Genomic DNA, 25,123 nt, shown 5'->3' with positions numbered 1-25,123 from the left:
GCGCGCGCGGCCGTCAGCCGCGCGCGTGCGTCTCGAACACGCGGGCCAGCCGCCGCGTGGCCTGATCGGTCTCGGCCTCGCTCAGGCCGGAGAAGCCGAGCAGCAGCCGCGGCACGGCCGGCGCGCGCAGATGCATCGGCGAGACCGGCGTGACGACGACGCCGGCGGCCAGCGCCGCGCGCGCGAGCGCGCGATCGTCGTGCCAGGTGCCGGTGCCGGCGGCGCTCAGATGCACGCCCTGGCGCGGCACCGGCGCCACCAGATGCGCGGCCAGCCGTGCCGCGAGACATTCGGCGAGGAAGTCGCGCGCGCTCCGATGGCTTTCGCGCAGCCGGCGCAGATGGGCGGGGAAATAGCCTTCGTTGAGGAAGTCGGCCACCACCCGCTGGGGCAGCGGCGGCGCGAACCGGTCGATGATTGGGCGCACGGCGCGGAAGGCCGCCACCAGATCGTCCGGCACCACCAGGTAGCCCACGCGCAGGCCGGGCAGCAGGGCCTTGCTGAACGAGCCGGCGTAGATCACGCGGCCGTTCGCGTCGAGTCCCTGCAGCGACGCGATCGAATGGCCCTCGTAGCGGAATTCGCTGTCGTAGTCGTCTTCGATGATCCAGCTGCCGTGGCGCTGCGCGAACGCCAGCAGCTGGAGCCGGCGCGCGAGCGGCAGCGCGGCGCCGGTGGGGTACTGATGCGACGGCGTGACGTAGACGAGCGCGGGCGGCGTGCCGCGGTACGCGTCGAGCGCCGCGGTGCGGATGCCGTCGTCGTCCACCGGGATGCCCACGAGCCGCGCGCCGTTGAGCACCAGCGCCTGGCGCGCGGGCGGATAACAGGGGTCCTCCACCAGCGCGGTGTCGCCCGGCGTGAGCAGCGTGCGGATCGCGAGATCCATGGCCTGCTGGGTGCCGGCGGTGATGAAGATCTGCGCCGGCGTGCAGCACACGCCGCGCGAGGCGGTCAGATAGGCGGCCACGGCCTCGCGCAGCGCGGGCTCGCCCTGCGGATCGCGATAGCCGTCGCGCGCGTAGTCGAGATGCCGGTGCGCGAGCCGCTTCAGCAGGTTCGCGGTGCGCGCGTCGTGCGTGACGCGCCCGGTCGCGAACGCGATCTGCGCCGGGAACGCCGTCTCCAGCCGTCGGGCCAGCCGCGCCGCCACGGAAACCGTGCGCGGGCCGCCCGCCGAGGCGGCGGCGCGCAGGTTGCCGCCATGGATCGGCAGCGCCGGCAGGCCGGCGGCGACGTAGGTGCCCGAGCCGTGCCGCCCGAGCGCGTAGCCCTCCGCGATCAGCATTTCGTAGGCCTCGGTGATCACGCCGCGCGAGACGCCCCATTCCAGCGCCGCGGTGCGCGTGGCGGGCAGGCGATGCCCCGGGCGCAGCACGCCGCCGACGATGCCGTCGCGCAGGTGCAGATAGAGCTGCCGCACCGCCGGCACGGGCGACGCGGTATCGAGGGCGGGAGCGAAGCCGGCCGCCGCGCTTTCGCGCCGACGCGGCGAGCGCGGCGAGCGCGGCGCGCCCGGATTCGAAGTGGTTCGCATCGGCATGGGAAAGTGGCTCTGGATTATGGAAAATTCGCCGATATTATCAAACCACTTCTTGCCCACCGGTTCGCTCGCCGTCACCCGCCATGCGCCGATTCGCTGCCTCCCTGCTGTTCTCCGCCACGCTGCTCGCGGCCTCCGGCTACGGTGCCACGTTCCTGCTGTCCGGCTACTACCGCGTGCGCGGCGGCGGCGATCTCGACACCGGCGCCACGCTCGGCGCGGCGATGCTCGGCACCTTCGTCGGCGTGCCGCTGGTCGGCTGGTTCTCGGCGCGCTTTGACGCCGCGCGCATGAGCGCGCTGGCCTGTTGCGCGATCGCGGCCGGCTTCGAGTGGCTCGCCGGCACGCCGGGCCTCGCGCGCGGCGTGTCGCTGGCGGCCGGGCTGCTGATCGGGCTCGGCTGGGGCATGTTCTATCTCGGCGCGCCGCTGGCGCTCTCGGAGCGCATCGCCGACCACGAGCGCGCGCGCTGGTTCTCGCACTTCGGCGCGTTCCAGATGGCCGGCATCGGCGGCAGCCCGGTGGCGCTGCAGTTCGCCGTCCAGCAGGCGGGCCTGCCGGTGGACTTCGCTTTCCGGCTGGTCGGCGCCGGCTGTCTGCTGGCCGCCGCGGCGCTGTGGCGGTTCGGCCTGCACGCGCCGCATGCGCCGCGCTCGCGGGCGGTACGCGCCTGGCTGCGTCCGCTTGCCGTGATCGCGCGCGGCGCCGCGCTGCGCCCGATTCTGATGGCGGGCTGCGGGGCCTGCGTGTTCTCGGGACTGCTGACGTTCCAGTCCTCGCTGGTGGCCGGCACCGCCGCGCCGGCGGCCGTCTTCTATGCCGTCAATGCCTGTACGGTGGTGGCGGCGAGGCTGCTGCTCGGCCGCGTGCTGGCCTCGCTGCCGCCGCGGCCGCTGGCGGCCGGGCTGCTGGTCGCGATGGCGCTCGGCGTTGCCGCCATGTTCGCGGTGGCCGTGCATCCGGTGTTCCAGATGGTCTCGGCGATGCTGGTCGGCGTCGGCTACGGGCTCGTCTATTCGCTGATCCAGACGCGCGCCGTCAACGACGCGCCAGCCGCCTTCCGGCATGCGGCGCTGACCTGGTTCGTGCTGTCCTATTTCGTCGGCGTGTTCGGCTTTCCGGTACTGGGCGCGTGGCTGCTGGTCCACTGCGGACGCGGCGCGCTGCTGGGCGTGCTGCTGCTGGCCGCGTTGCTCGAACTGTCGATCCTGCTCGCGGGCGCGCGCGGCGATGGCGCGCCGCATGCGTCGCGCGCCGCCCGGCGCCGGCACGCGGCAGGGCGGATCGCTTCGGCCTTGCCGGCCGTGGCGACGCCCGACGAGCGCGCGCGCGGCTGATCGGCCGCCTCGCGGCCGGATCGTTTTTCACCGCATGGCGTTCCGGGTCATGCCGCAACCGAACCGTTTCTTCCGTCCCGACGTCGCCGCCTTTCCGGCTGCGTCGGCCAGCCGGGCGGCGCGAGGCTGCACCGTCCCGACGTGGCCGCGGCGCGCGCCGACCGTGTCGCGTCGAAGGCGTCCACCGGGCTGCCGGTCGGCGAACTCGCCACGATCATGGACCTGAGCGTGCCCGGCGGCGCGGGCGATGTTCCGGCCTTGAGCGTGAGCGGTGTGCCGGGTGGTTGGCGCGGGGCCATGGCGCGCTCATGCGCCTACGGCGCTTCCCCCGCGGTCTCGCGCGGATAGGCCGCCCGCCCCAGCGCCAGCACCTCGCCGCGCAGCCAGCGCTGCGCCGGGTCCTGGTCGAGGCGCGGATGCCAGATCGCGGAGATGTCGAACGCCGGCATCGACAGCGGCAGCGCGAAGCCTTGCAGGCCGTTGGCGGCCGCGTGATCGGGGGCGAACGCGTTGCCGAGGCACGAGTGCGGGACCACGGCGAGCAGGTCCGAATAACGGGCCACCTGCATCGCCGCGGGATAGGACGGCACCACCATCGACACCGTCCTGCGCAGCCCCAGCGAGGCGAGCGCGGCGTCCACCGGGCTGTCGGCCTGCCCGGCGCGCGCGACCATCACGTGCATGCCGGCCGCCCAGCTCGCGGCGCCGACGGCGGCGCCCTCCAGCAGCGGGTGCCCCAGCCGCGCCACCCCCGTGTAATGGTCCCGAAACAGCCGCCGCGTGCGCATCTCCGGCGCCGAGGTCCGCACCGTGCCGATCTCCAGATCGATCCCGCCCTCGCGCAGCGGCCGGGCATCCCAGTCCGGCTTCGGCGTGAAGCGCAGCCGCACGCCGGGCGCGGCGCGCGCGATGCGCGCCATCAGCGCCGCGCCGAGCAGGTCGATGAAGCCCTCGCCGACCCGCAGCGTGAACTCGCGCTCGAGCGTGGCCGCGTCGAAGCGATGCGCGGCGGGGCTCAGCAGCGCCTGCGCCTCGCGCGCCAGTTCGGGCAGGCGCATGCTCAGCTGCTCGGCGTAGGGCGTCAGCACCAGCGTGCGGCCCGCCTGCAGCAGCAGGCGGTCGCCGGTGGCCGCGCGCAGGCGCGTGAGCGTGCGGCTCATGGCCGACACGCTCAGGTTCAGGCGCCGCGCGGCCGCCGTGACGCTGCGCTCGGCCAGCAGCGCATCGAGCGCGGTGAGGAGGTTGAGATCGACGCGTGACATTCCCGCAGCATAGCGGAAAGCCATGGCGGAAGGCGTCCGGCGCAAGCATGGATTGCAGGCACGGCGTCTGGTGCAAAGCGTGCCCGGCGGCCAGAATCGATGGCATCGCATCCCCTCGCATTCCATCACTCAGGCAAGGAGCCACCATGCAACCGTCACCGACTTCCGCCCATTCACCCACGATGCCGACGATCCTGCTGATCGGTGCCTCGCGCGGCCTCGGCCACGCGATGGCCGCGGAATTCGTCGAGCAGGGCTGGCAGGTGGTGGGCACCGTGCGCGCCGGCAGCGGCCGCACGCGCCTGCACGAGCTGGCCGACGCGCATCCGGGCCGCGTCGGCATCGAGACGCTCGACATCACGCGGCCCGACGAACTCGCGGCGCTGCGCGCGCGCCTGGCCGGCCGTCGTTTCGAGATCCTGTTCGTCAACGCCGGCACCACCAATCCCGATCCGAACCAGACCATCGGCGAAGTCTCGACCGAGGATTTCACGAACCTGATGATCACCAATGCGCTGAGCCCGATGCGCGTGGTGGAGCGGCTGTGCGATCTGGTGCCGGCCGACGGGCTGATCGGTGTCATGTCGTCGGGGCAGGGCAGCGTGGCCGACAACGAGTCGGGCCAGCGCGAGGTCTATCGCGGCAGCAAGGCGGCGCTGAACCAGCTGATGCGCAGCTTCGCGGCGCGTCAGGCCGGCACGCCGCGCGCCATGCTGCTGATGGCGCCGGGCTGGGTGCGCACCGAACTGGGCGGCCCCGACGGGCGGCTGTCGATCGAGGAAAGCGTGCCCGGCGTGGTGCGCGTGCTGCTGGACAAGCGCGGGCGCCCCGGCCTCGAATATCTCGACTATCGCGGCCGGACCGTGCGCTGGTAATGGCGCGTCGGTACGAAGCGGCGTTCTGGCGGCCGGCACCGCGCGGTGGTATCGGCAGCGCGCGCGTCGGTCACTGCGCCGCGCTTGCGGCCCGTACCGGTTCCCGCGCCGGCGCGGATGGTCTCGACGCCGTTCGGCGAAAGGTTGCCGCGCACGGTCCGCCGACGCCGTCCGGCGGCGCGATGAACGGCCAGCCAGCAAGTCGGGCCGTGGCGACCGTTGGGGGCGGCATGCATGGCGTGCCGCGGCACCGACAAGCCAAAAAAAAGCCACGGATTGCTCCGTGGCGATAATTATCCAGTCAAGAGGGGGGGTATGACTGGCGTCTGGCCGCCTCTGATCACCGGGTGCCGGGGTGGCCGGGGAGATGATCGCGAGACAGATCCCATTCTTCTGTCGATGCGCCCGCGAGTCAATTTCGGGCAGTTAAGCGCGGTTAAGGAGACTTACGGAATCTTGCCGGAACGGCGCCGCACCGATGACCGGTCGCGTTCCCGGACGCCGCCCGGTAGCGCTCGAGCGCCGCCGGGCTTGACGCGCCTGCCCCCCAGCGGCCCGGCGCTGCCTGTTTCGGCGATGTTTCGGCATCTCACCGAAGCCTGCCGCAGCTTCCTTTCGATCCCGTCGCATCTTCCTTTCGGAAGTGTGTTGTTACAATTTGAAATGATATAACATATCGGTCCGGTGATTCCCTCGCTCCCGCGCACGCCGGCCGGTTCTCGCGCCGGTGACGCCCATCTGATCGGGGCCGAACCGCATGCGCGAAATGATACGTTATATCGTGTCGAGAATGGCGGGCACGCGCGCGGATTCCGGCTCATTTACGACAACTCTCGATCAACATGCGCGACTCCGCCCGTTTTTCATCCCGCCTTTCGTCCCGCCTTTCGTCCCATGTCTCGTCCCGTATTTCACCTCGCTCCGCCGCGCGCGGGCTGCCGCCGCTGACGCTGATGTTCGTGGCCAGCCTCGCCTGCGCGCAATCGGCGGCCACCGGCTCCACGGCCACCGGCGCGGCGGCGCCCGCGCCGGCCATCGTCACGCCCACGCCGACGCTCGCGCCGGTGTTCGTGACCGCGAACCCGACCGGCGACACCGAACTGATCTCGCCCACCGCCTTGCTCGGCGGCGACGCGCTCGCGCTGCGCCGCGCGAATTCGCTCGGCGCGACGCTCGACGGCCTGCCCGGCGTGTCCACCACGACCTACGGCCCGATGGTGGGGCGCCCGATCATCCGCGGCATGGACGGCGACCGGATCCGGCTGCTGCAGAACGGCGTGGCGTCCTACGATGCGTCGTCGCTGTCCTACGACCACGCGGTGCCGCAGAATCCGCTGTCGGTCGAGCGCGTCGAGATCGTGCGTGGGCCGGCCGCGCTGCTCTACGGCGGCAACGCGATCGGCGGCGTGGTCAACACCATCGACAACCGGATTCCGCGCGAGGCGCTGAAGGGCGTGTCGGGCGCCGTCGATGCCAGCTACGGCGGCGCGAACGACGCGCGCGCGGGCGCGGCGCTCGTGGAAGGCGGCAACGGCCGCTTCGCGTTCCACGTCGATGCGTTCGACGACGAGGCCAGCAAGCTGCGGATTCCCGGCTTCGCGCGCTCGGACCGCCAGCGCGCGCTCGACGGCCCCGACGCCGACCAGCCCTCGGGCAGCCTGCCGAACAGCGACGGCCGCTCGCACGGTGGCGCGGTGGGCGGCTCGTACACCTGGGCGGACGGTTACGCGGGCCTGTCGTACAGCGGCTTCGAATCGAACTACGGTTCGGTGGCCGAGAGCGACGTGCGCCTGCGGATGCGCCAGCAGCGCGTGGCCGCGTCGTCCGAGATCCGCAACATCGCCGGACCGATCTCGCAGCTGAAGTTCGATTTCGGCTACAGCGACTACGAGCACAAGGAAATCGACGACGGCCAGACCGCCACCACGTTCCGCAACCACGGCTACGAGTTCCGCGTCGAGGCGCGCCATCGCAGGATCGGGCCGTTCGAGGGGGCGTTCGGCGTGCAGGCCTCGCAGAACACGTTCTCGGCGCTCGGCGACGAGGCGCTGGTGCCCACCACGCAGACCACCAACGTCGCGCTGTTCGGCCTCGAGGAATGGCAGGCGACGCAGGCGCTGAAGTTCAGCCTGGGCGGCCGCGTCGAGCATGTGAAGGTCGATCCGACGCCGGCCGGCAACGAGCGCTTCGCCGGCGCCGAGTCGCGCAGCTTCACCACCGGCAGCGTGTCGTTCGGCGCGCTCTACAAGCTCGATCCGGTCTGGTCGGTGGCGGGCAGCGTGTCGTACACCGAACGCGCGCCCACCTTCTACGAGCTGTATGCCAACGGCCCGCACGACGCGACCGGCCAGTACCTGATCGGCAATCCGTCGGCGCAGAAGGAGAAGGCCGTCTCCACCGATCTCTCGCTGCGCTACGCGAGCGGGCCGAACAAAGGCAGCATCGGCGTGTTCTACACGCGCTTCTCGAACTATCTGACCGAGTTCAACACCGGCCGGCTCGTCGACGACGACGGCGAACCAGTCGCGCCGGGCACCGACGACGCGCTCGACGAGGCCGTCTATCGCGGCGTGCGCGCCGAGTTCTACGGCTTCGAGTTCAGCGGCAAGTGGCGTGCGTTCGAGAAGGGCGCCCACACGCTCGATCTCGAACTGACGGGCGACTACACGCATGCGCGCAACGCCGAGACCGGCGAGCCGCTGCCGCGCATCTCGCCGCTGCGCGCGACGCTCGCGGCCGACTACGGCTACGGGCCGTTCGGCGCGCGCGCGCAGGTCACGCACGCCTGGGCGCAGCACCGCGTGCCCGAGAACGACCTGGCCACCGACGGGTATACCTCGCTCGGCGTGGTGCTGACCTACCGCTTCCACGTCGGCGCGACGCGCTGGCTCGCCTACGTGCGCGGCGACAACCTGACCAACCAGGACATCCGTCTCGCCAGCTCGGTGGTGCGCGATTTCGCGCCCGAGGGTGGGCGCAGCGTGATGGTGGGCCTGCGCACCACGTTCTGACGCTTGCTTGCGGGCGCAGGGGCGGGCGCGGCGCGTTGTCGGGGATCCGGATTCGCGCGCCGCGCGCGGATGCGTGAGACGCGTTGCCATGTGCGTTTGAACGCATGTCGCGATACGCGTCGCGACACGCGCCGTGCCGGACGGCGCCGCGAATTCGGTAAGATGGCACGCGCCGAAAGCGGATCACGGCAACCCGCGGCGCGCGAGCGCCGGGGGCCACGCCGGATCACTGTTCCTCCGCCTCTCCTTCCGGGACGAATCATGACCAGACGAAGCATGACGGGACGGCGTGCGATGCGCGCCTGTCTCGGTATCTGCCTGAGCGCCGCGCTGCTCGGCATGGCCGGCGCGAGCCTGGCCGCGCCGCTCTGCCAGACGCAGACGCAGGGCAGCCACACCTCGAAGCTCTGCATCGAGCAGACGCCGTTCAAGCACGACTACTACACGCTCTGGGTGGACGACGCGCCCGTCTTCATGCTGCCCGACGACTACGTCGAGAACATCTCGCTCACACACACGGTGCCCGAGGACGATTCGAACGAGTTCCCGCTGTCGAGGCAGGGCATGCACAGCGTGACGATCACGGGCGGCTGCCGGCCGCTCGTCGAATCGCAGGGCAACGGCAATGATGCTGTCAGCGTCGAGACGGGGCGCGTCTGCTCGTTCGTCTGGGGGCAGCAGGCGCTGGTGAAGGACATGCGCTTCCGGTTCGAGTAACGCCGCGCGACCGCGACGTTCCCTCGAACGGCAAACGGCCCGCGACGCCTTTCCTCTCGGAGGGTGTCGCGGGCCGTTCGTTTTGCATTGCCAGCGCGGCGGCCGCGATGCCGCGCAGCCGTCATGGCAACAGCTGCAGTGCGGCGCCGGCCGTCAGCTGCCGGCCTGGTCGGCGCGCGCGAAGATGTCCCAGCTCGCCATGAACAGCGCGGCCACCAGCGGCCCGATCACGAAGCCGTTGATGCCGAACAGCGCCATGCCGCCGAGCGTCGAGATCAGCACGACCCAGTCGGGCATCTTGGTGTCCTTGCCGACCAGGATCGGGCGCAGCAGGTTGTCGACGAGGCCGATCACGCCGATGCAGAACACGACCAGGATCGCGCATTTCCAGAACTGGCCGGTCACCGCGAAATAGATCGCGGCCGGCCCCCACACGAGCCCCGCGCCGATTGCCGGCAGCAGCGACAGGAACGCCATCAGCGCGCCCCACAGCAGCACGCCCTCGATGCCGAGGATCCAGAAGATCACGCCGCCCAGCGCGCCCTGCACGAGCGCGACGGCGATGTTGCCCTTCACGGTGGCGCGCACCACCGTCGTGAACTTGCTCAGCAGCAGCTGCTTGTGGTCCTCGTCGAGCGGCAGCGCGCGGCGCACGCGGCGGCCGATCTCGCCGCCGTCGCGCAGCAGGAAGAACACCAGGTACAGCATGATGCCGAAGCTGACCATGAACTGGAACGTGTTCTGGCCGATACTGAACGCCTGCGTGGCCACGAACTGGCTGATCGCCGCGGCGCCGTCGGTCAGCTTCTTCTGGATGCCGGCGATGTCGGCCAGCCCGTAGCTGTGAAGCACGCGCTGCAGCGAGGTCGGCAGCACATGCACGACCTGCTGCAGATAGAGCGTCATGTTCGGCTGCGCGGTCTTGATCTGCTGGTAAGCGTAGGCGATTTCCTGCACCAGCGTGGCGGCCACGAACGTCAGCGGCAGGATCACGATCAGCACGATCGCCGACAGCGTGACGAGCGCGGCGAGGTTGCGGCGCTTGCCGAAGCGCGCGGCGAGCCAGCGCTGCACGGGCTGGAACAGGATCGCGAGTATCGTGCCCCAGAAGATCGCGCCGAAGAATGGAATCAGGATCCAGCAGAAGCCGATCGTCACGACTGCCAGCAGGAACTGGAAGAATTTTTGGTGGTCTTTCGCGCTTTCCATGTGGCGCCCGAACGGCAGGTGAGGAACCGACACCGGCGCGGGCCGGCGTGTCCCGGTTGGTATGGGAGTTTCGCGAGTATGCCTGCAACCGCGGCGCGCGGGTAGCGGCGGCCGTGGCCGCGTCGCGCGCGGGCAATAAAAAACGCCGCGGCGTGAGCCGCGGCGCTGCGAGGCGGACGGGCCGCTTACGGGTTGATACGCGTGACCTTCGTGCCGTTGACCGACAAGTCGCCCATCAGGCCGGCGTTGGTCAGCACGATCGCCTCGATCGGCGACTGCACCGTGTTCGAGTCGACCGCGCCGTTCGCGCCGATCTTCACGACCGCCACCGACGCGTCGGCGCCCGCCGACCAGCCGTCCGTGCTGCGGAATTTGTCGAGCGCGTCCTGCGTCATGAACAGGAAGATGACCGCCTTCGACTGCGCGCCGGCCTGCAGGCCGAGCGACAGCGACGAGGTGTTGTAGTAGCCGACCGTGCTGCCGCCCACGCGCAGGGCGCCGTTGCCGGTCTGTGCGCCGAGGATGAAGCCGGCCTGCAGCACGCTCGGGAACACCAGCACGCCACGCGACTTGGCAACCAGTTCGCGCGAGCCCGGCACCGTCGAGTACAGGCGCGAGAGCGTCGCGTCGACGCTCGAATTGATCGCCTGACGCTTCGACGAATTTTCCGCCGCGGTCTGCTTTTCGTTCGGCGGCGTGGTGGTGCAGCCGGCCAGGGCGACACTGCCGACGACCAGGGCTGCTGCGGCTTTCATCACAAATGCTTGACGCATGGTTTTTTCTCCTCGTTGCAGGTTGGGTTTTGTACTAGGCCAGAGATCGGGTTCAGCGGCGTGCGAGCAGCAGGCCGGCGATGAAGGCGAGGCCGGCGACGACGCCGGCGGTTTGCCACGGATTCTCGTGGACGGCCTGCGAGACGCGCTCGGCCTGGGCGCGCAGGCGGTAGAGCGCATCGTCGGCGGCGTCGTCGAGCGTGCCGCGCACTTCGTCGAGGCGGCTGTGCAGGCGCTTGCGCAGCGAGTCGACGTCGGCGTCTTCCTTCTTCAGCAGATCCTCGAGTTCCTCGACGAGCGAACGCACATCGTCCTTGACGTCGGCATTGAGGTCGCGGGCGGCGTGGCGCGTGTCGCGAGCGACGCGGCGGCCGGTACGGCGCACTTCGTGGAGGCCGCGATCGAGCTTGTCTTCGAGGCTGTTCGTGAATGCCATGATTGTCGTTCTCCTTAGGATCGATATGAGGTCGATGATGCGAGAGCTGCTCCGATGTGATTCGCATTCTCGCGGAGAGTTTCGCAATTCGTGTGCCACCTTGTGTCGCGAATCAGGAAAGTCGTTTCGCGACAGGGACTTGGCGTCGCGTTGAAAGATTGCGGCAGACGTTTGCGGAACGGCGTCGAATCCGGGAGAAATTGCCGGTTTCGGCTTGCCCGGAATCGGTAAGAATGGTCGGCCGCGAGCGGGCGCGATGGTTGCGATCGGCCGGGAACCGTTGCCGCGCATGGCGCTGCCGCGATGCCGGCGCGTGGCGAGGAGCCGGCCTGTTGCATGCTGTTGCGAGGCGCGCGAAGTGTGGGTGCCCGGTTTTCCGGCTCGACGCGGCACGGCGTGCCGATGGTGCTTTTTTGCACGATCGCGCGCGAAGGCTTGTAGTTTTTTCCGTAGCGGCGCGGTTCGATGCGCCGCTTGCGTGGCGGATCGCGATGCGGGGGAGGTGTCGCGGGTGGCCTCCCGGCCCCGGCGTGGGGAGCGTCGTTCGGCGCGGCGGCGCGCTGCGTATCGATGCGCGCGCAGCGGTCGGCAGCCGGCTTCACGGCTCGCGTCGGCGTGCCTTCGCGCGTGGGATCGCGCGGGATGGTTCTGCGCTGCGGCGCGAGTACCGCACCCGTGGCCGGTGCGAGTGGCGGTCATGCGCCGGGCGGGCCGGATGGCGCGACGCCGGCGCCCGAGGGCGCGCCCGGCGCGGCGGAACCGTCGAGCACGAGGTCGACGATCACCGGATCGTGATCCGATGAACGATACGCATCGGGTGCATAAAACGCGGTCCGTTGCCAGTCGCTCTTGTAGGCGAACGTGTATTGCAGCGCGCCCGGCTCGTCCGCGTTGATGTGCCAGTGATGCACGGCCAGCACGCGCGGCACGAGCGACGCCGACGCGAGCGCGTGATCGAGGTATCCCGATTCGCCGCGAAACACGTAGCTGTAGGCGCCGTCGCCGAGAAAGCGCGCAACGAGGTTCACGTAGCCGCGCGCTTCGAGGCGCGCGATCGGCGCTTCCCTTGCATAACTGTTCAGGTCGCCGATCAGCAGCACGCCGGCGTGGCCGGCGCCGGTCGGAGCGCCGTCGAGCCAGTCGGCGAGGCGCTGTGCAGCGCGCACGCGGGCCGGATTCCAGCAGCCCTGGCCGTCGCCCCGGTCGGCATCGGCTCCGCTCGCGCCGCGGCAGCGCTTTGATTTCAGATGATTGACCACGACCGTCAGCGCGTGTGCGCCGCCGCTGCGCCGGAACGTTTGCGCGAGCGGCGCGCGGCTCAGGCCGTCGCTCGCGAGCGTGGCCGGCTGGCCGACCGGCTCGACCGTGCGGCCGTCGTAGAGCAGCGCCACCTTGATCGCGTCGCCGCCGAGCCGCTCGACGCCGGGCTCCACCACGCGCCAGCCGTCGCCGAGCCTCGTGGCCAGCCGCCGCACGGCGCTCCGTTCGCCGTGGCCGTTGTTGGCGATTTCCATCAGGCCGACCACGTCGGCCCGCAGCGCCGTGATCGCGCTGACGATCTTCGCCTCCTGCCGCAGGAATTCCGCGTAGCTCGGCGCGCCGCGATGATCGGGCGCGTCGAAGCCCGCGCCGCGCCCGTCGCCGTTGAAATAATTCAGCACGTTGAACGCGGCCACGCGCAGGTCGGCCCGCGCGTCGCGCGCGGGCGCCGCAACACGGGGGTTCGCGGCCGCATCGAAGGCCGGTGCCGGTGCGCCCGGCACGGGCTGCAGCCGCCATGCGCCGAAGCGGCGTTCCATCACGCCTTCGACGTTGCGGACCGTGTAGCCGACGCGCAGCGGATTCGCGGCGGACAGGCCGGGCGCCGGATAAGGGACCACGGCCGGATTCTGCCGGCTCGAGCCGTCGTCGAGGATCAGGCGGTTGCGCGTGTTCGCCACGGCCTGCGCCTTCACGCCGGCCGTGTCGGCCGCATCGATCACGTGGGTCGGCACCGGCAGCCGGCCGCGACTGAGCAAGATGCTGCCGTAGCGGCCGAGTTCGTGGACCTCGCTGACGGTCAGCGTCTGCGGCAGGCGCACCAGCATGCCCTCGACGGCCGCGAACGCGTCCGCGTCGGCCACCGGCAGCGTCAGCGTCGCCGGGCTGACGGTCCGGCCATGCGCGCAGACGGCGATCGGGCCGGCCAGCGTCAGCTGCGTCTGGCCATACTTTCGCTCGATCGTGCCGCTCACGCGGACCAGATCGCCCGCCGTGGCGCGCGCGCGTGGAGCGTAGACGAACAGCCCCTCGGACACGCCCGGCCGGAACGCGCGTTGCGCGTCGGCCTGCTGGACGAAGAAGCCGCCGAGGCCACCGGAGCCGCCGTAGTCGGCGGTGACGACGGCCTCGATCGACACGATGCGCCGGTTGGCCGGCGAATCCGGGCCGGCGCGGACCTCGGCGATCGGCGTCGCATCGCCGCCGCAAGCGGCATCGACGGCGAAGGAGACGGGGGCGCCGAACGCCGGCAGCATGGCAAGCCAGCAGATCGATACGAAACGTGCAATGGTCCGATTCATGGTGTCGACATGGAAACGATGGAAGAGGATTCACGAGACCGTGTCGGCATGATGAACGCAGTAAATATCGAGATGCGTGCGCTGGCCATTCGGCCAGGGTGTCGTGAACGCGCGCCGCGGTTACGCTGTTCCTCATCGTTCGATGCCGTGGCGCGAGCCGGCGGTCGCGCCGAGGTGGACGCTCGCGGCCAGCGCGCCCAGAATGGGCGGCACGTCCCGCATGGCCCATTTGATCCGTATGGGCCGCGCTCCACGTCATCGTCGTCCGATCCCGGAGAACACCATGGCTTTTATGCTTCTGATTGCCGAACCCGCTGGCCAGCGCGCGCAGCGCACGCAGGACGAGGGCCGCGCGCTGTACGAGCGGATGCTGCGTTTCAGCGGCGAACTGCAGTCGCGCGGCGTGCTGCGCGCGGCCGAATCGCTGGTGTCCGACGCCCAGGCCACGCGCGTGCAAATCCGCAACGGCGAGGCGCGCGTCATGGACGGGCCGTTCGCCGAGGCCAAGGAGATGATCGGCGGCTTCTTCCTGCTCGACGTCGCCACCGAGGGCGAGGCGGTGGCGATCGCGAAGACCTGTCCGGCCGCCGAGTGGTGCACGGTCGAGGTGCGCGAGATCGGCCCGTGTTTTCTGTGAGCGCCTGACGGCGGGGCGCGCCGCCCGGTGCGGGCTCGGGGTTTTCCCTCGGTGCGCGTCCGCGTTGTCGAAATCGCGCGGCCTCGCGCGTCGTCGTGACAGGAGCCCGCCACACGGCGCGGCACGATTCGGCCCAACGGGAGACGGTGCGATGCGATTCATGATCCAGGTGCGGGCGACGCTCGCGAGCGAGGCGGGCGGGCGGCCCGACGACGAACTGCTGGCGGCGATGGGCGCCTATCACGAGGAACTGGCGCAGGCCGGCGTGCTGCTCGACGCGGCCGGGCTGCGGCCCACCTCGGACGGCTGGCGCGTCGAGCATGCGGGCGGCCGGCGCCGCGTGATCGACGGGCCGTTCGCCGAAACGAAGGAACTGATCGCCGGCTACACGCTGATCGAGGTGCGCTCGCGCGAGGAGGCGCTCGAATGGACCCGACGCTTCCCGGCGCCGTTCGGCGCGCTGGCGGATGGCACGATCGAGGTGCGGCGGCTCTACGAGGCCGAGGACTTCGAGCCCGGCGGCGTGCTCGGGCCGCCGGCCGGAACGGCCGGGTGAGCCTGCCGCCGGTGGCCGCGGCGATCGAGGCCGTGTGGCGCATCGAGGCCGCGAAGCTGGTCGCGTATCTGACGCGCATGCTGCGCGACGTGGGCGCGGCCGAGGAGGTAGCGCAGGACGCGCTCGTCGCCGCGCTCGAACACTGGCCGGCCGACGGCGTGCCCGACAATCCCGGCGCCTGGCTGATGACCGCCGCGAAGCGCCGCGCGCTCGACCGGCTGCGGCAGGACGCGCGCCACGCGCGCGGGCACCAGCAGCTCGGCCATGAACTCGATGCGCTCGGCGCCTGGGAAACGCCCGACGTGGCCGACACGGTGGCGGCCGCGCGCGACGACGAGATCGGCGACGACCTGCTGCGGCTCGTGTTCATCGCCTGCCATCCGGTGCTGTCGAGGGACGCGCGCGTGGCGCTGACGCTGAAGCTGCTGGGCGGCCTTTCCACCGACGAGATCGCGCGCGCGTTCCTGACGCCGGAGCCGACCGTCGCGCAGCGGATCGTACGCGCCAAGCGCACGCTCGCGGCAGCGCGCGTGCCGTTCGAGGTGCCGCGCGAGAGCGAGCGCGCGGCGCGGCTGGCCTCGGTCCTCGAAGTGATCTACCTGATCTTCAACGAGGGCTACGCGGCCACTGCCGGCGACGACTGGATGCGGCCCGCGCTGACCGACGAGGCGCTGCGCGTCGGCCGCGTGCTGGCCGCGCTCGCGCCGGGCGACAGCGAGGTCCACGGGCTGGTCGCGCTGATGGAGCTGCAGGCGTCGCGCATGCATGCGCGCGTCGACGGACAGGGGCGGCCGGTGCTGCTGCCCGACCAGGATCGCGGCCGTTGGGACCCGCTGCTGATCCGGCGCGGGCTCGACGCGCTCGACCGCGCGCGGGCGCTCGGCGGCGCGCATCGCCCCTACGCGCTGCAGGCGGCGCTGGCCGCCTGCCACGCGCGGGCACGCACGGCGGCCGACACCGACTGGGCCGCGATCGTCGCGCTCTACGACGTGCTGGCGCGAGTCGCGCCGTCGCCGGTGATCGCGCTCAATCGCGCGGTGGCGGTGGGGATGGCGTCGGGGCCGGCGGCGGGGCTCGCGCTCGTCGACGCGCTGGCCCATGATGCCGCGCTCGCGCATTACCCGTGGCTGCCGGGCGTGCGCGGCGATCTGCTCGCGCGGCTCGGCCGCCGCGACGAGGCGCGCGCCGAATTCCACCGCGCCGCCGCGATGACGCGCAACGCGCGCGATCGGGCACTGCTGCTCGAGCGCGCCGAGGCGCTGTCGCCCGGCCCGGATCGCGCCTGATCCCCGCAGCCCGAAGGCCCCCGCACTCTCCAAGTCCTGCAATTCCCGCCACGAAGCCTGACCTCTAGCGGCCGGTACGGCGACATGCGCGACGACGCGATGCCCGGCAACCTGCTCTGGAAGTTCCGGGCGTCATTGCCCTCCGGCATCGCCTCTCGCTCCTGCCTCGCCGGTTCCGCTGGTTCGCTTTCCTCACTTTCCGAACGCCATTCGTCACGCGCGCTGCCCGCAGTGAGGGCCATGCGTGCGGCGCGCGTCACGCGCGTCGTGGAAGCCGCCGTCGACACCATTGGCGACGGTGCCATCGGCAGGTGGAATGGATGCATGGGATGCAATTAAATTCGATATTCTTTATAGAATTTTTGGATAATTTACCGATTGCGGATGCTAATCGGAAAATCATGCATCGTGTTCGGAGTTGGCACGAGCTGCAACAAATCGTAAGCAAATGTGACGTAAGGAGAATCCTTTACCAGCAAGGGTTTTCGCAGATTAGGACAGATATTTCAAGGGTAGTTGGATTGATTGAAAGGGGCCGAGAGGATCTCTTGTTTCAGTGGGTAACAATGCGAGATTGTCATATTGAGATAAACCCTGATGGTGGTATGCTTCATGCACATTAAATTCCGCATCCCTCTAAAAAGCGGTTTCGTGCATCGGCGTCGTGAATCGCGGCACTGCTTCAGTGCGCAATGCATCGACGCGGCACACCGGTAATCGTCCAATGTGCAACCCGGCCATGATCGTGCATCCCGCATGCTCCGATCATGTCGCCTCGATCGCAGCCCCGGCCTGGCTGCGTTGTGGAGATATCTATGTTCTTCGATGAGCTGAGCGATGAAGAATGGACACGCGTGTCGACACTGATCGCGGACGAGCCGATCCGGCTGAACCGTCGTGGCCGTCCGCGCGCGGAAACGCGTGTGGTGGCGAACGCGATCCTGTGGATCCTGACCACCGGCGAGCCGTGGTCGAAGCTGCCCGGCCGCTATCCGTCGGGGCCGACCTGCCGCCGCCGCTTCGAGGAGTGGCTCGCCTGCGGCACGCTCGGCGAGATGGTCGCGATGCTCGGCGAGATGAGCGGGCGCAGCTTTGCCTACGTGCCGCCGCCGCCCGAACTCGTCGCGCCGCCGCCGCGCCCCGAGCCGGTGGCCAACCACGACCGCCTGCGCGGCGTGTTCTGGCAGAACCCCGAATCGTGGAGCCTGCCGGTGGCCGATGCCGCCGACTGGCACGACGAGGATGATGAAGAGGACGGCGCCGCGCATCGCGTGGTCCACGACGCGCCGCCGGCGGCTGATGCCATGCCGGTCATGCAGGCCGTGCACGTCGTGCAGGCCGTGCACGTCGTGCAGGCCGTCACGCGCCACGCCCATGCCGCCCATGCGCTTACGCCGATGCCGCAGGCGACGGACGTCGCCGATGTCGCCGGCCTCGAACCAGCCACGAGCGAGGCCGGCACCGCGGTGCGGGCCGATCATGCCGATCAGACCGAGCATGGCGATCACGCGCGGCCGATGTCGGTGCGCTTCGCCACCGTCGCGCCGCAATCGGAGTCGTATCGCGGCTATACGCTGTACGGCACCGCGCAGCCGGTGCAGAACATGATGTACCGCGCCTGGGCCGAGATCGCCCGCGACGGCCGCCGCATCGAGCGCTCGGGGCTGATCGGCCCGCGCTTCTCCGACCCCGAGGCGGCCGAGCGTCATGCGATCGCCTGGGGGCGCGAGTGGGTCGACCAGCACCTGGCCGCCGAGGCCACCGCTCCCGACCAGGCGCCGGCCGCCGCCGCGCAGGCGTTGCCGCCGCAGATGCGCGTGGTGCGCCCGGCCAGCGCCGTGTTGGCGACGCTGCCGTCGCTGGCGGCCGACCGCCAGGTGGCCCGGCACCTGATCGGCGAGCGCCGCCTCGAGCTGGCCGACGCCGCGGCGCGCGCCCACGAGCCCACGTATCGCGAATTCGCCTATCAGATCGGTTAGGAGACCTGACGGGGCCGTTCATGACGAACGGCCCGGGACTCGGCCACGGCGCCGGCGCCTTCGGGCGGCCGGCGCATTTTTTTTGATTTTTTTTCGAGCGGAAAACGGGTAGGGGAGCCAGCGCGCCGGCACCGTCTGGACATCGGCGAAAGCGGCTTGTCCGGCCGCGCCATGGCAAACCGCCGCCCGCGCCGAGGAGGGCGCGGGCGGCGGTGCGGGTGAAACGGAAGAAAGGAGGGACTGTCGGCGCGCGGAGCGCGATCAGCCGCGGCCGTAGGTGTCGTCGAAGCGGACGATGTCGTCCTCGCCGAGATACGACCCCGACTGCACCTCGATCAGTTCGAGCGGCATCTTGCCGGGATTCTCGAGCCGGTGCGTGACGCCGAGCGGGATATAGGTCGATTCGTTCTCGGACAGCAGGAACGTGTCCTCGCCGCGCGTGATGCGCGCCGTGCCGCACACCACGATCCAGTGCTCGGCGCGGTGGTGGTGCATCTGCAGCGAGAGTTGCGCGCCCGGCTTCACGACGATCCGCTTGACCTGGAAGCGCTCGCCCATGTCGACCGAATCGTAGTGGCCCCACGGGCGATGCACCTTGCGGTGGTTCGACGCCTCCACGCGCGCGTCGCCCTTCAGGCGGCCGACGATCTTCTTGACGTCCTGCACGCGCGCCTTGTCGGCCACCAGCACCGCGTCGGGCGTTTCGACCACGATCAGGTCGCGGGTGCCGACGCAGGCGATCAGCCGGCCCTCGGAGTGCGCGAAGGTGGACGCCGCGCCCTCGAGCATCACCGGCCCGCGCGCCACGTTGCCGCCTTCGTCCTTCTCGGAGATCTGCCAGAGCGCGTCCCACGAGCCGACGTCGGACCAGCCCGCGTCGAGCGGCACGACCACGCTTTCGCAGACCTCCGGCGCGTTGACGAGCGGCTCCATCACCGAATAGTCGATCGAGTTCGCCGGCGAGGCCGCGAAGCTCTCGCGGTGCAGGCGGAAGAACGTGCCGTCGTCGTCGCCGAGCGCCACCGCCTGCGCGCAGGCCTCGTGGATGGCGGGCTGGAAGTGGCGGATCGCCTTGAGCCAGACCGACGCGCGCACGATGAAGATGCCGCTGTTCCACCAGTAGTCGCCGGCGCTCACGTATTGCTGCGCCAGTTCCAGATGCGGTTTTTCGACGAAGCGCGCGAGCTTGCGGACTTCCACCGCGCCTTCGCCGGCGGCGTCGATCACGCTGCCCACGCGGATGTAGCCGTAGCCGGTTTCGGCATGCGTTGGCAGGATGCCCATGGTGGCGATCCGGCCCTGCATCGCGTGGCGGATACCGGCGTCGAGCGAGGCCTGGAAGCGCGCGAGGTCGGCCACCGCATGGTCGGCCGGCATCACCGTCATCACCGCATCGCCCTGCTCGGCGACTACGCGCAGCGCCGCGATCGTCAGCGCCGGCGCGGTGTCGCGGCCGAACGGCTCGAGCACGATCGACGCGTCCTTGCCCACCAGGCGCAGCTGCTCGGCGGTCGTGAAGCGGTGATCGTCGCCGCACACCACCATCAGTCGTTCGGAGACCGGATGATCGCCGTCATAGCCTTCGAGGCGGCGCGTGGTCGACTGCAGCAGCGATTCGTCGCCGAGCAGGCCGATCAGCTGTTTCGGGAACTGTTCACGAGACATCGGCCAGAGCCGCGTGCCGGAACCGCCCGCCAGCACCACCGGCTGCACGGCCACGCGGGCGGCCGTCGCGGCGCCCTGGGGCGTGCCGCCCGCGGGCGCGGCGGTGGGGGCGGAGGCGGGAGCCGCGGACGGCGCGGCGGCGTTCGGCGCGAGGCCGACGGCGGAGGGAGGATTCATCGTGTACTCCTCGAAAACGTGGATCGGTCGTCCAGTTTTTAACACGTCATTAATAATGATAAAAACCGGAATTCCGCACCGCACCATCAAACAATTTCAACGAAAAACAAAAAGTGCCACGGACCGAAACATCAAAATTCGACCGGTAAGAAAATGTAAAAAATAGGATCCGATGGATCAGTGATCGTTGATTTAAAAGGAATTTTCGTAAAAAGCCGGCATTGGTGGATACGCAACACATTCGGATTCGGAAAATTGTGCCGAGAAAAATTCGCAGTAAAAACGTAATAAATTCCGAATATTTTTAGAAATACTTGCGCACTTGCAGCAACAATATTCTTGCCGCTTCAATAGGACCTGCAGCAGACGGACCGGCCCCCGCACGGTCCGGTCCCGCGCTGCGATCCGACCATCTGTCAGGCGAAGGAGCAACCCATGTTGAGCGTGTTGGCGAGAGTGATCGATATCGCGATGGCGGTGGCCGGCGCGCTCGTCGCGGCCGGGCTGCACCGCGGCGGCATCGTGGCGCTCGACGATCTGCAGCGGTCGATGGTGCTGTTCAACGGCATGCTGATCGTCGCGTTCTTCCCGGCCTTCGGCATCTACCAGTCGTGGCGCGGCAAGCCGGTGCGCTCGCTGCTGTGGCGCGTGGCGACGGCCTGGCTGGTGGTGGAGATGGCCGGGATCCTGATGAGCTTCAGCTTCCACCACTCCGGCGAGCTGTCGCGGCTCTGGCTCGGCTACTGGGCGGTGGTGACGGCCGCGCTGCTGGTGGCCTCGAAGGCGTCGGTCCACTGGGTGCTGCGGCGCCTGCGCCGCGAGGGCTACAACCACAAGGTGGTGGGGCTGGTCGGCGACACCGGCGACACGCGGCGCCTGATCGCGCAGATGCGCGCGCGCCCCGAGGCCGGTTTCACGCCGTCGTGCATCTTCGACGTGACGGGCAAGGTGGAGACGCGCGAGTTCGACGGCGTGCCGGTGGAGCGGCGCTTCTCCGAGCTGGTGCGGCTGGTGCGCGGCCGCTACCTGCGCGAGCTGTGGCTGACGCTGCCGATCACCGAGGAGCAGCAGATCCACCGGATCGTGAAGGAGTTTCAGCATGACTTCGTCAATATCCGCCTGATTCCCGACGTGCGCAGCCTGTCGTTCTTCAACCAGGAGGTGGTCGAGCTGCTCGGCGTGCCGGCCATCAACCTGGCCGCCTCGCCGATCACCGACGTGCGGATCCTGCCGAAATTCGTGTTCGACCGGATGTTCGCGCTGGTCGCGCTGGCCATGCTCTCGCCGCTGATGCTGCTGATCGCCGCGCTCGTCAAGCTGACTTCGCCGGGGCCGGTGTTCTTCCGCCAGACCCGCAAGGGCATCGACGGTCACGAGTTCCGGATCTACAAGTTCCGCTCGATGAAAGTCCACGCCGAGGCGAAGGGGCAGGTCACGCAGGCGCGCAAGAACGATTCCCGGATCACGCCGATCGGCCGCTTCCTGCGGCGCACCAGCCTCGACGAGCTGCCGCAGTTCATCAACGTGCTGAAGGGCGAGATGTCGGTGGTCGGCCCGCGCCCGCATGCGCTCGAACACGACGACATCTACAAGGACCTGGTGCGCGGCTACATGTTCCGCTACCGGATCAAGCCCGGCATCACCGGCTGGGCGCAGATCAACGGCTTTCGCGGCGAGACCGACCGCGTCGAGAAGATGTCCGGCCGCGTCAAGCTCGATCTGTACTACATGCAGAACTGGTCGTTCTGGCTCGACATCAAGATCGTCGTGCTGACGCTCTGGAAGGGCTTCACCGGCAGCAACGCGTACTGAGCGCGGCGCTTCGCTTTCCCGTTTTCCGTTTTTCCCGATTGATCGATCAACGAGTGACGGCCGGCAACGGCCGCAAGGGCTGACAAATGAATCTGACCATCATCGGCAGCGGCTACGTGGGCCTCGTCACGGGCGCGTGCCTTGCCGACATCGGACACGACGTGTTCTGCCTCGACGTGGATCCCGTGAAGATCGGCATCCTCGACGACGGCGGCGTGCCGATCCACGAGCCGGGCCTGGCCGAGCTGATCGCGCGCAACCGCGCGGCGGGCCGGCTGCGCTTCTCGACCGACGTCGAGGCGGCCGTGGCGCATGGGGACGTGCAGTTCATCGCGGTGGGCACGCCGCCCGACGAGGACGGCTCGGCCGACCTGCAGTACGTGCTGGCCGCGGCGCGCAACATCGGTCGCCACATGACCGGCTTCAAGGTGATCGTCGACAAGTCGACGGTGCCGGTCGGCACCGCCGAGCGCGTGCGCGCGACGGTGGCCGCCGAGCTGGCCGCGCGCGGCGCCGACACGATGTTCTCGGTGGTCTCGAACCCGGAGTTCCTCAAGGAGGGCGCGGCGATCGACGATTTCGCGCGGCCCGACCGGATCGTGATCGGCTGCGACGACGACGTGCCGGGCGAGCGCGCGCGCGAGCTGATGAAGAAGCTCTACGCGCCGTTCAACCGCAACCACGAGCGCACGCTCTACATGGACGTGCGCTCGGCCGAGTTCACCAAGTACGCGGCCAACGCGATGCTGGCCACGCGCATCTCGTTCATGAACGAGCTGGCCAACTTCGCCGACCGCGTGGGCGCCGACATCGAGGCGGTGCGGCGCGGCATCGGCTCCGACCCGCGCATCGGCTACCACTTCCTCTACGCGGGCGCCGGCTACGGCGGTTCGTGCTTCCCGAAGGACGTCGAGGCGCTGATTCGCACCGCCGACGCGAGCGGCCAGTCGCTGCGGATCCTGCGCGCGGTGTCGGACGTCAACGCCGCGCAGAAGCACGTGCTGGCCGCGAAGATCGTCGCGCGCTTCGGCGCGGACCTGAGCGGGCGCCGCTTCGGCGTGTGGGGCCTGGCGTTCAAGCCGAACACCGACGACATGCGCGAGGCGCCGAGCCGCGCGCTGATCGGCGAGCTGCTCGCGCGCGGCGCGCGGGTGACCGCCTATGACCCGGTGGCCACCGCCGAGGCGCGCCGCGTGTTCGCGCTCGATCTGGCCGGCGAGCCCGCGCAGCTCGCGCGCCTGAGCTTCGCCGAGGACGCCGGCGACGCGGCCGACGGTGCCGACGCGCTCGCGATCGTCACCGAATGGACCGCGTTCAAGAGCCCCGATTTCGCGGCGCTCGCCGCGCGCTGGAAGACGCCCGTGATCTTCGACGGGCGCAACCTGTACGAGCCGCTCGCGATGCGCGAGCTCGGCATCGAATACCACGCGATCGGCCGCGCCGGCGCGCAGCGCGGCACGCCGGCCGCGGCGGCCGGCATCGACGGCGGCAGCGGTCGCCCGGCCGCCGAGGCTCGCCTCTGAGCGGCGCCAACCGAGAGGAGGAGAACCGATGTTCCACAACGTGCTGATCGTCTGCCACGCCAACGTGTGCCGCAGCCCGACCGCCGAAATCCTGTTCCGCGCGCACGGCCGCGCCGCGCTCGGCGAGGGCTGCGCGTTCCATTCGGCCGGCATCGACGCCAACGACGGCGACGGCATCGACCCGGTGATGCAGGCACTGCTGGCCGAGCGCGGCGTCGACGCCTCGACGCACCGCTCGCGCCGCCTCAGCAGCGCGCTGGTGCGCGACGCGGATCTGGTGCTCGCCACCGAGCGCCACCAGATCGACGCGATCGAATCGGTGGACCGGTTCGCGCGCGGCAAGGTGTTCCTGCTCGGCAAATGGGAAGACGCGGAAATCTCCGATCCGCACGGCGGCAGCGAATCCGCGTACCGCGAAAGCTGCCGGTTGATCGAACGTCTGGTCCAAGGATGGCTGCACAAACTATGCTGAAACGCCCGCTCCCGCGCGATCCCGCGCTCCGCCCCGCTCATGGCACCGCTTCCCGCATCGCCCCCCGCGCCGCTCGTCGGGCCGCTCACTGGGCCACCCGCCGGGCCGCGCCCGCCATGCTGGCACTGCTGCTGGCCGCCTGCTCGACGGCGCCCGGCAACTACATCAACACCGCGCGCCTCGACGATCACGATCCCACGCCCGACACGCACTACAACGTCAGGCTGATCACGCCGCAGCTGGTGGTGGCGCAGGCGCTCGCGCAGCACAAGGAGCGGCCGCTGCCGCCCGACATGTTCAGCGATCCGAACCAGTACGTGTACCGGATCGAACCGCAGGACATCCTCGGCGTGACGGTCTGGGATCACCCCGAGCTGACCACGCCGCAGGGCCAGACGTTCTCGGCGGGCGGCAACACCACCCAGACCATCGCCGGCGCGCTGCAGCAGCCGTACACCAACGCGCTGCCGGGCCAGGCCGACCCCTACGGCCAGACCGTGGGCGCCGACGGCACCATCTATTTCCCGTTCGTCGGCCGCGTGCGCGCCGCGGGCCGCACCGCGCAGCAGCTGCGCGACGAGCTGTCCTCGCGACTCGCGAAGTACGTGCGCGATCCGCAGATCGACGTGCGCGTGCTGTCGTACCGCAGCCAGAAGGTGCAGGTCACGGGCGAGGTCAAGACCCCGGGGCCGCTGGCCATCACCGACGTGCCGCTGCGCCTGGTGGACGCCATCACGCGCTCGGGCGGCTCGACCACCGAGGCCGACCTGCAGCGCGTGCGGCTCACGCGCGACGGCAAGTTCTACGTGCTCGACGCGAACGCCATGCTCGATCGCGGCGACGCGGCGCAGAACGTGATGCTGCAGCCGGGCGACGTGGTCAACGTGCCGGACCGCAGCGACAGCCGCATCTTCGTGATGGGCGAGGTGAAGACGCCCGCCACGGTGCCGATGCTCAAGGGGCGCCTGACCATCGCCGACGCGCTGACGGCGGGTGGCGGGATTCTCGATACCGACGCCAACCCGCGCCAGATCCTGGTGCTGCGCGACATGCAGGACAAGCCGGACTCGCCCGACATCTACCGGCTCGACATGACCCAGCCCGACGCGCTGATGCTGTCGAGCCGCTTCCAGCTGAAGCCGCTCGACGTGGTCTACGTGGGCACGGCGGCATCGGTCGAGTTCAACCGCCTGTTGCAGCAGATCTTCCCGACGATCCAGTCGGTCTACTACATGAAGCAGATCACGCGCTGATCTGGACCGCGCCGGCATCGCACCCGATGCCGGCGACCG

19 protein-coding genes and 1 pseudogene are annotated in these 25,123 nt (G+C 69.9%); 13 read left to right on the top strand and 7 right to left on the bottom strand.

Features of this window, described 5'->3' with window-relative positions; genetic code table 11:
• Positions 1-13: 13 nt before the first annotated feature.
• On the bottom strand, positions 14-1,537 hold the full coding sequence (pdxR, locus tag bpln_RS28935) for a MocR-like pyridoxine biosynthesis transcription factor PdxR (protein WP_158512085.1): 1,524 nt from the start codon (positions 1,535-1,537) through the stop codon (positions 14-16).
• Positions 1,538-1,626: 89 nt separating this feature from the next.
• On the opposite strand from pdxR, the gene bpln_RS28930 reads away from it, so the two are divergent.
• Positions 1,627-2,880, top strand: a complete 1,254-nt coding sequence (locus bpln_RS28930; RefSeq protein WP_063891349.1) for an MFS transporter — start codon at positions 1,627-1,629, stop codon at positions 2,878-2,880.
• 314 nt (positions 2,881-3,194) lie between these two features.
• Here bpln_RS28930 and bpln_RS28925 read toward each other — a convergent pair whose 3' ends face one another.
• Positions 3,195-4,142, bottom strand: a complete 948-nt coding sequence (locus tag bpln_RS28925) for a LysR family transcriptional regulator (protein ID WP_055140743.1) — start codon at positions 4,140-4,142, stop codon at positions 3,195-3,197.
• Between the two features lie 146 nt (positions 4,143-4,288).
• Between bpln_RS28925 and bpln_RS28920 the strand changes: the two genes are divergently transcribed.
• From bpln_RS28920 to bpln_RS28910, 3 genes are all read left to right on the top strand, one after another.
• Positions 4,289-5,017, top strand: a complete 729-nt coding sequence (locus tag bpln_RS28920) for an SDR family oxidoreductase (RefSeq protein ID WP_055140742.1) — start codon at positions 4,289-4,291, stop codon at positions 5,015-5,017.
• Between the two features lie 953 nt (positions 5,018-5,970).
• Complete coding sequence (locus tag bpln_RS28915; protein WP_055140741.1) at positions 5,971-8,028, top strand: TonB-dependent receptor; 2,058 nt, start codon at positions 5,971-5,973, stop codon at positions 8,026-8,028.
• A gap of 294 nt (positions 8,029-8,322) precedes the next feature.
• Positions 8,323-8,745 carry a hypothetical protein gene (locus bpln_RS28910; RefSeq protein ID WP_055140740.1) on the top strand — a complete coding sequence of 141 codons (423 nt, stop codon included), beginning with the start codon at positions 8,323-8,325 and terminating at the stop codon, positions 8,743-8,745.
• A 153-nt stretch (positions 8,746-8,898) separates the two neighbouring features.
• Here the strand turns inward: bpln_RS28910 and bpln_RS28905 are convergent, their stop codons facing one another.
• From bpln_RS28905 to bpln_RS28890, 4 genes are all read right to left on the bottom strand, one after another.
• Positions 8,899-9,954 carry an AI-2E family transporter gene (locus bpln_RS28905; RefSeq protein ID WP_042628569.1) on the bottom strand — a complete coding sequence of 352 codons (1,056 nt, stop codon included), beginning with the start codon at positions 9,952-9,954 and terminating at the stop codon, positions 8,899-8,901.
• Between the two features lie 185 nt (positions 9,955-10,139).
• Positions 10,140-10,727, bottom strand: a complete 588-nt coding sequence (locus tag bpln_RS28900; RefSeq protein ID WP_042628568.1) for a BPSL1445 family SYLF domain-containing lipoprotein — start codon at positions 10,725-10,727, stop codon at positions 10,140-10,142.
• 52 nt (positions 10,728-10,779) lie between these two features.
• A complete protein-coding gene (locus bpln_RS28895; RefSeq protein WP_042628567.1) occupies positions 10,780-11,163 on the bottom strand; it encodes an ElaB/YgaM/YqjD family protein in 384 nt (127 codons plus the stop codon).
• A 695-nt stretch (positions 11,164-11,858) separates the two neighbouring features.
• Positions 11,859-13,724, bottom strand: a complete 1,866-nt coding sequence (locus bpln_RS28890; protein ID WP_055140739.1) for an ExeM/NucH family extracellular endonuclease — start codon at positions 13,722-13,724, stop codon at positions 11,859-11,861.
• Positions 13,725-14,007: 283 nt separating this feature from the next.
• Between bpln_RS28890 and bpln_RS28885 the strand changes: the two genes are divergently transcribed.
• The 5 genes and pseudogenes from bpln_RS28885 to bpln_RS28870 all read left to right on the top strand — a co-directional run.
• The gene (locus bpln_RS28885) at positions 14,008-14,361 is read left to right on the top strand and encodes a YciI family protein (RefSeq protein ID WP_042628565.1); all 354 of its coding nucleotides are present in this window, start codon (positions 14,008-14,010) and stop codon (positions 14,359-14,361) included.
• 151 nt (positions 14,362-14,512) lie between these two features.
• Positions 14,513-14,917: a YciI family protein gene (locus bpln_RS28880; RefSeq protein ID WP_042628564.1), complete on the top strand. Its 405-nt coding sequence runs from the start codon at positions 14,513-14,515 to the stop codon at positions 14,915-14,917.
• Entirely contained in the window at positions 14,914-16,203 is a 1,290-nt protein-coding gene (locus bpln_RS28875) for an RNA polymerase sigma factor (RefSeq protein WP_055140738.1), read from the top strand. Before bpln_RS28880 ends, bpln_RS28875 begins: the two co-directional genes overlap by 4 nt.
• 84 nt (positions 16,204-16,287) lie before the next feature.
• The gene (locus bpln_RS36320; protein WP_148654221.1) at positions 16,288-16,542 is read left to right on the top strand and encodes a hypothetical protein; all 255 of its coding nucleotides are present in this window, start codon (positions 16,288-16,290) and stop codon (positions 16,540-16,542) included.
• A gap of 476 nt (positions 16,543-17,018) precedes the next feature.
• Positions 17,019-17,903, top strand: a pseudogene (locus bpln_RS28870) (transposase); the annotation flags it as partial.
• 540 nt (positions 17,904-18,443) lie between these two features.
• Here the strand turns inward: bpln_RS28870 and bpln_RS28865 are convergent.
• Positions 18,444-20,024 carry a mannose-1-phosphate guanylyltransferase/mannose-6-phosphate isomerase gene (locus tag bpln_RS28865; protein WP_055140736.1) on the bottom strand — a complete coding sequence of 527 codons (1,581 nt, stop codon included), beginning with the start codon at positions 20,022-20,024 and terminating at the stop codon, positions 18,444-18,446.
• A gap of 435 nt (positions 20,025-20,459) precedes the next feature.
• Between bpln_RS28865 and bpln_RS28860 the strand changes: the two genes are divergently transcribed.
• The 4 genes from bpln_RS28860 (at position 20,460) to bpln_RS28845 (ending at position 25,084) form a co-directional block, all read left to right on the top strand.
• Positions 20,460-21,836, top strand: a complete 1,377-nt coding sequence (locus tag bpln_RS28860; protein ID WP_042628560.1) for an undecaprenyl-phosphate glucose phosphotransferase — start codon at positions 20,460-20,462, stop codon at positions 21,834-21,836.
• Positions 21,837-21,922: 86 nt separating this feature from the next.
• The gene (locus bpln_RS28855) at positions 21,923-23,359 is read left to right on the top strand and encodes a UDP-glucose dehydrogenase family protein (RefSeq protein WP_042628559.1); all 1,437 of its coding nucleotides are present in this window, start codon (positions 21,923-21,925) and stop codon (positions 23,357-23,359) included.
• 28 nt (positions 23,360-23,387) lie between these two features.
• Positions 23,388-23,831, top strand: a complete 444-nt coding sequence (locus tag bpln_RS28850) for a low molecular weight protein-tyrosine-phosphatase (RefSeq protein WP_042628558.1) — start codon at positions 23,388-23,390, stop codon at positions 23,829-23,831.
• Between the two features lie 116 nt (positions 23,832-23,947).
• Complete coding sequence (locus bpln_RS28845) at positions 23,948-25,084, top strand: polysaccharide biosynthesis/export family protein (RefSeq protein ID WP_141755229.1); 1,137 nt, start codon at positions 23,948-23,950, stop codon at positions 25,082-25,084.
• Positions 25,085-25,123: the final 39 nt, after the last annotated feature.

The organism is Burkholderia plantarii (assembly GCF_001411805.1).
Taxonomy (GTDB): Bacteria; Pseudomonadota; Gammaproteobacteria; order Burkholderiales; family Burkholderiaceae; genus Burkholderia; species Burkholderia plantarii.
Note: the sequence above shows the minus strand (reverse complement) of the source record. Positions and strands in the feature narration are given on the sequence as shown.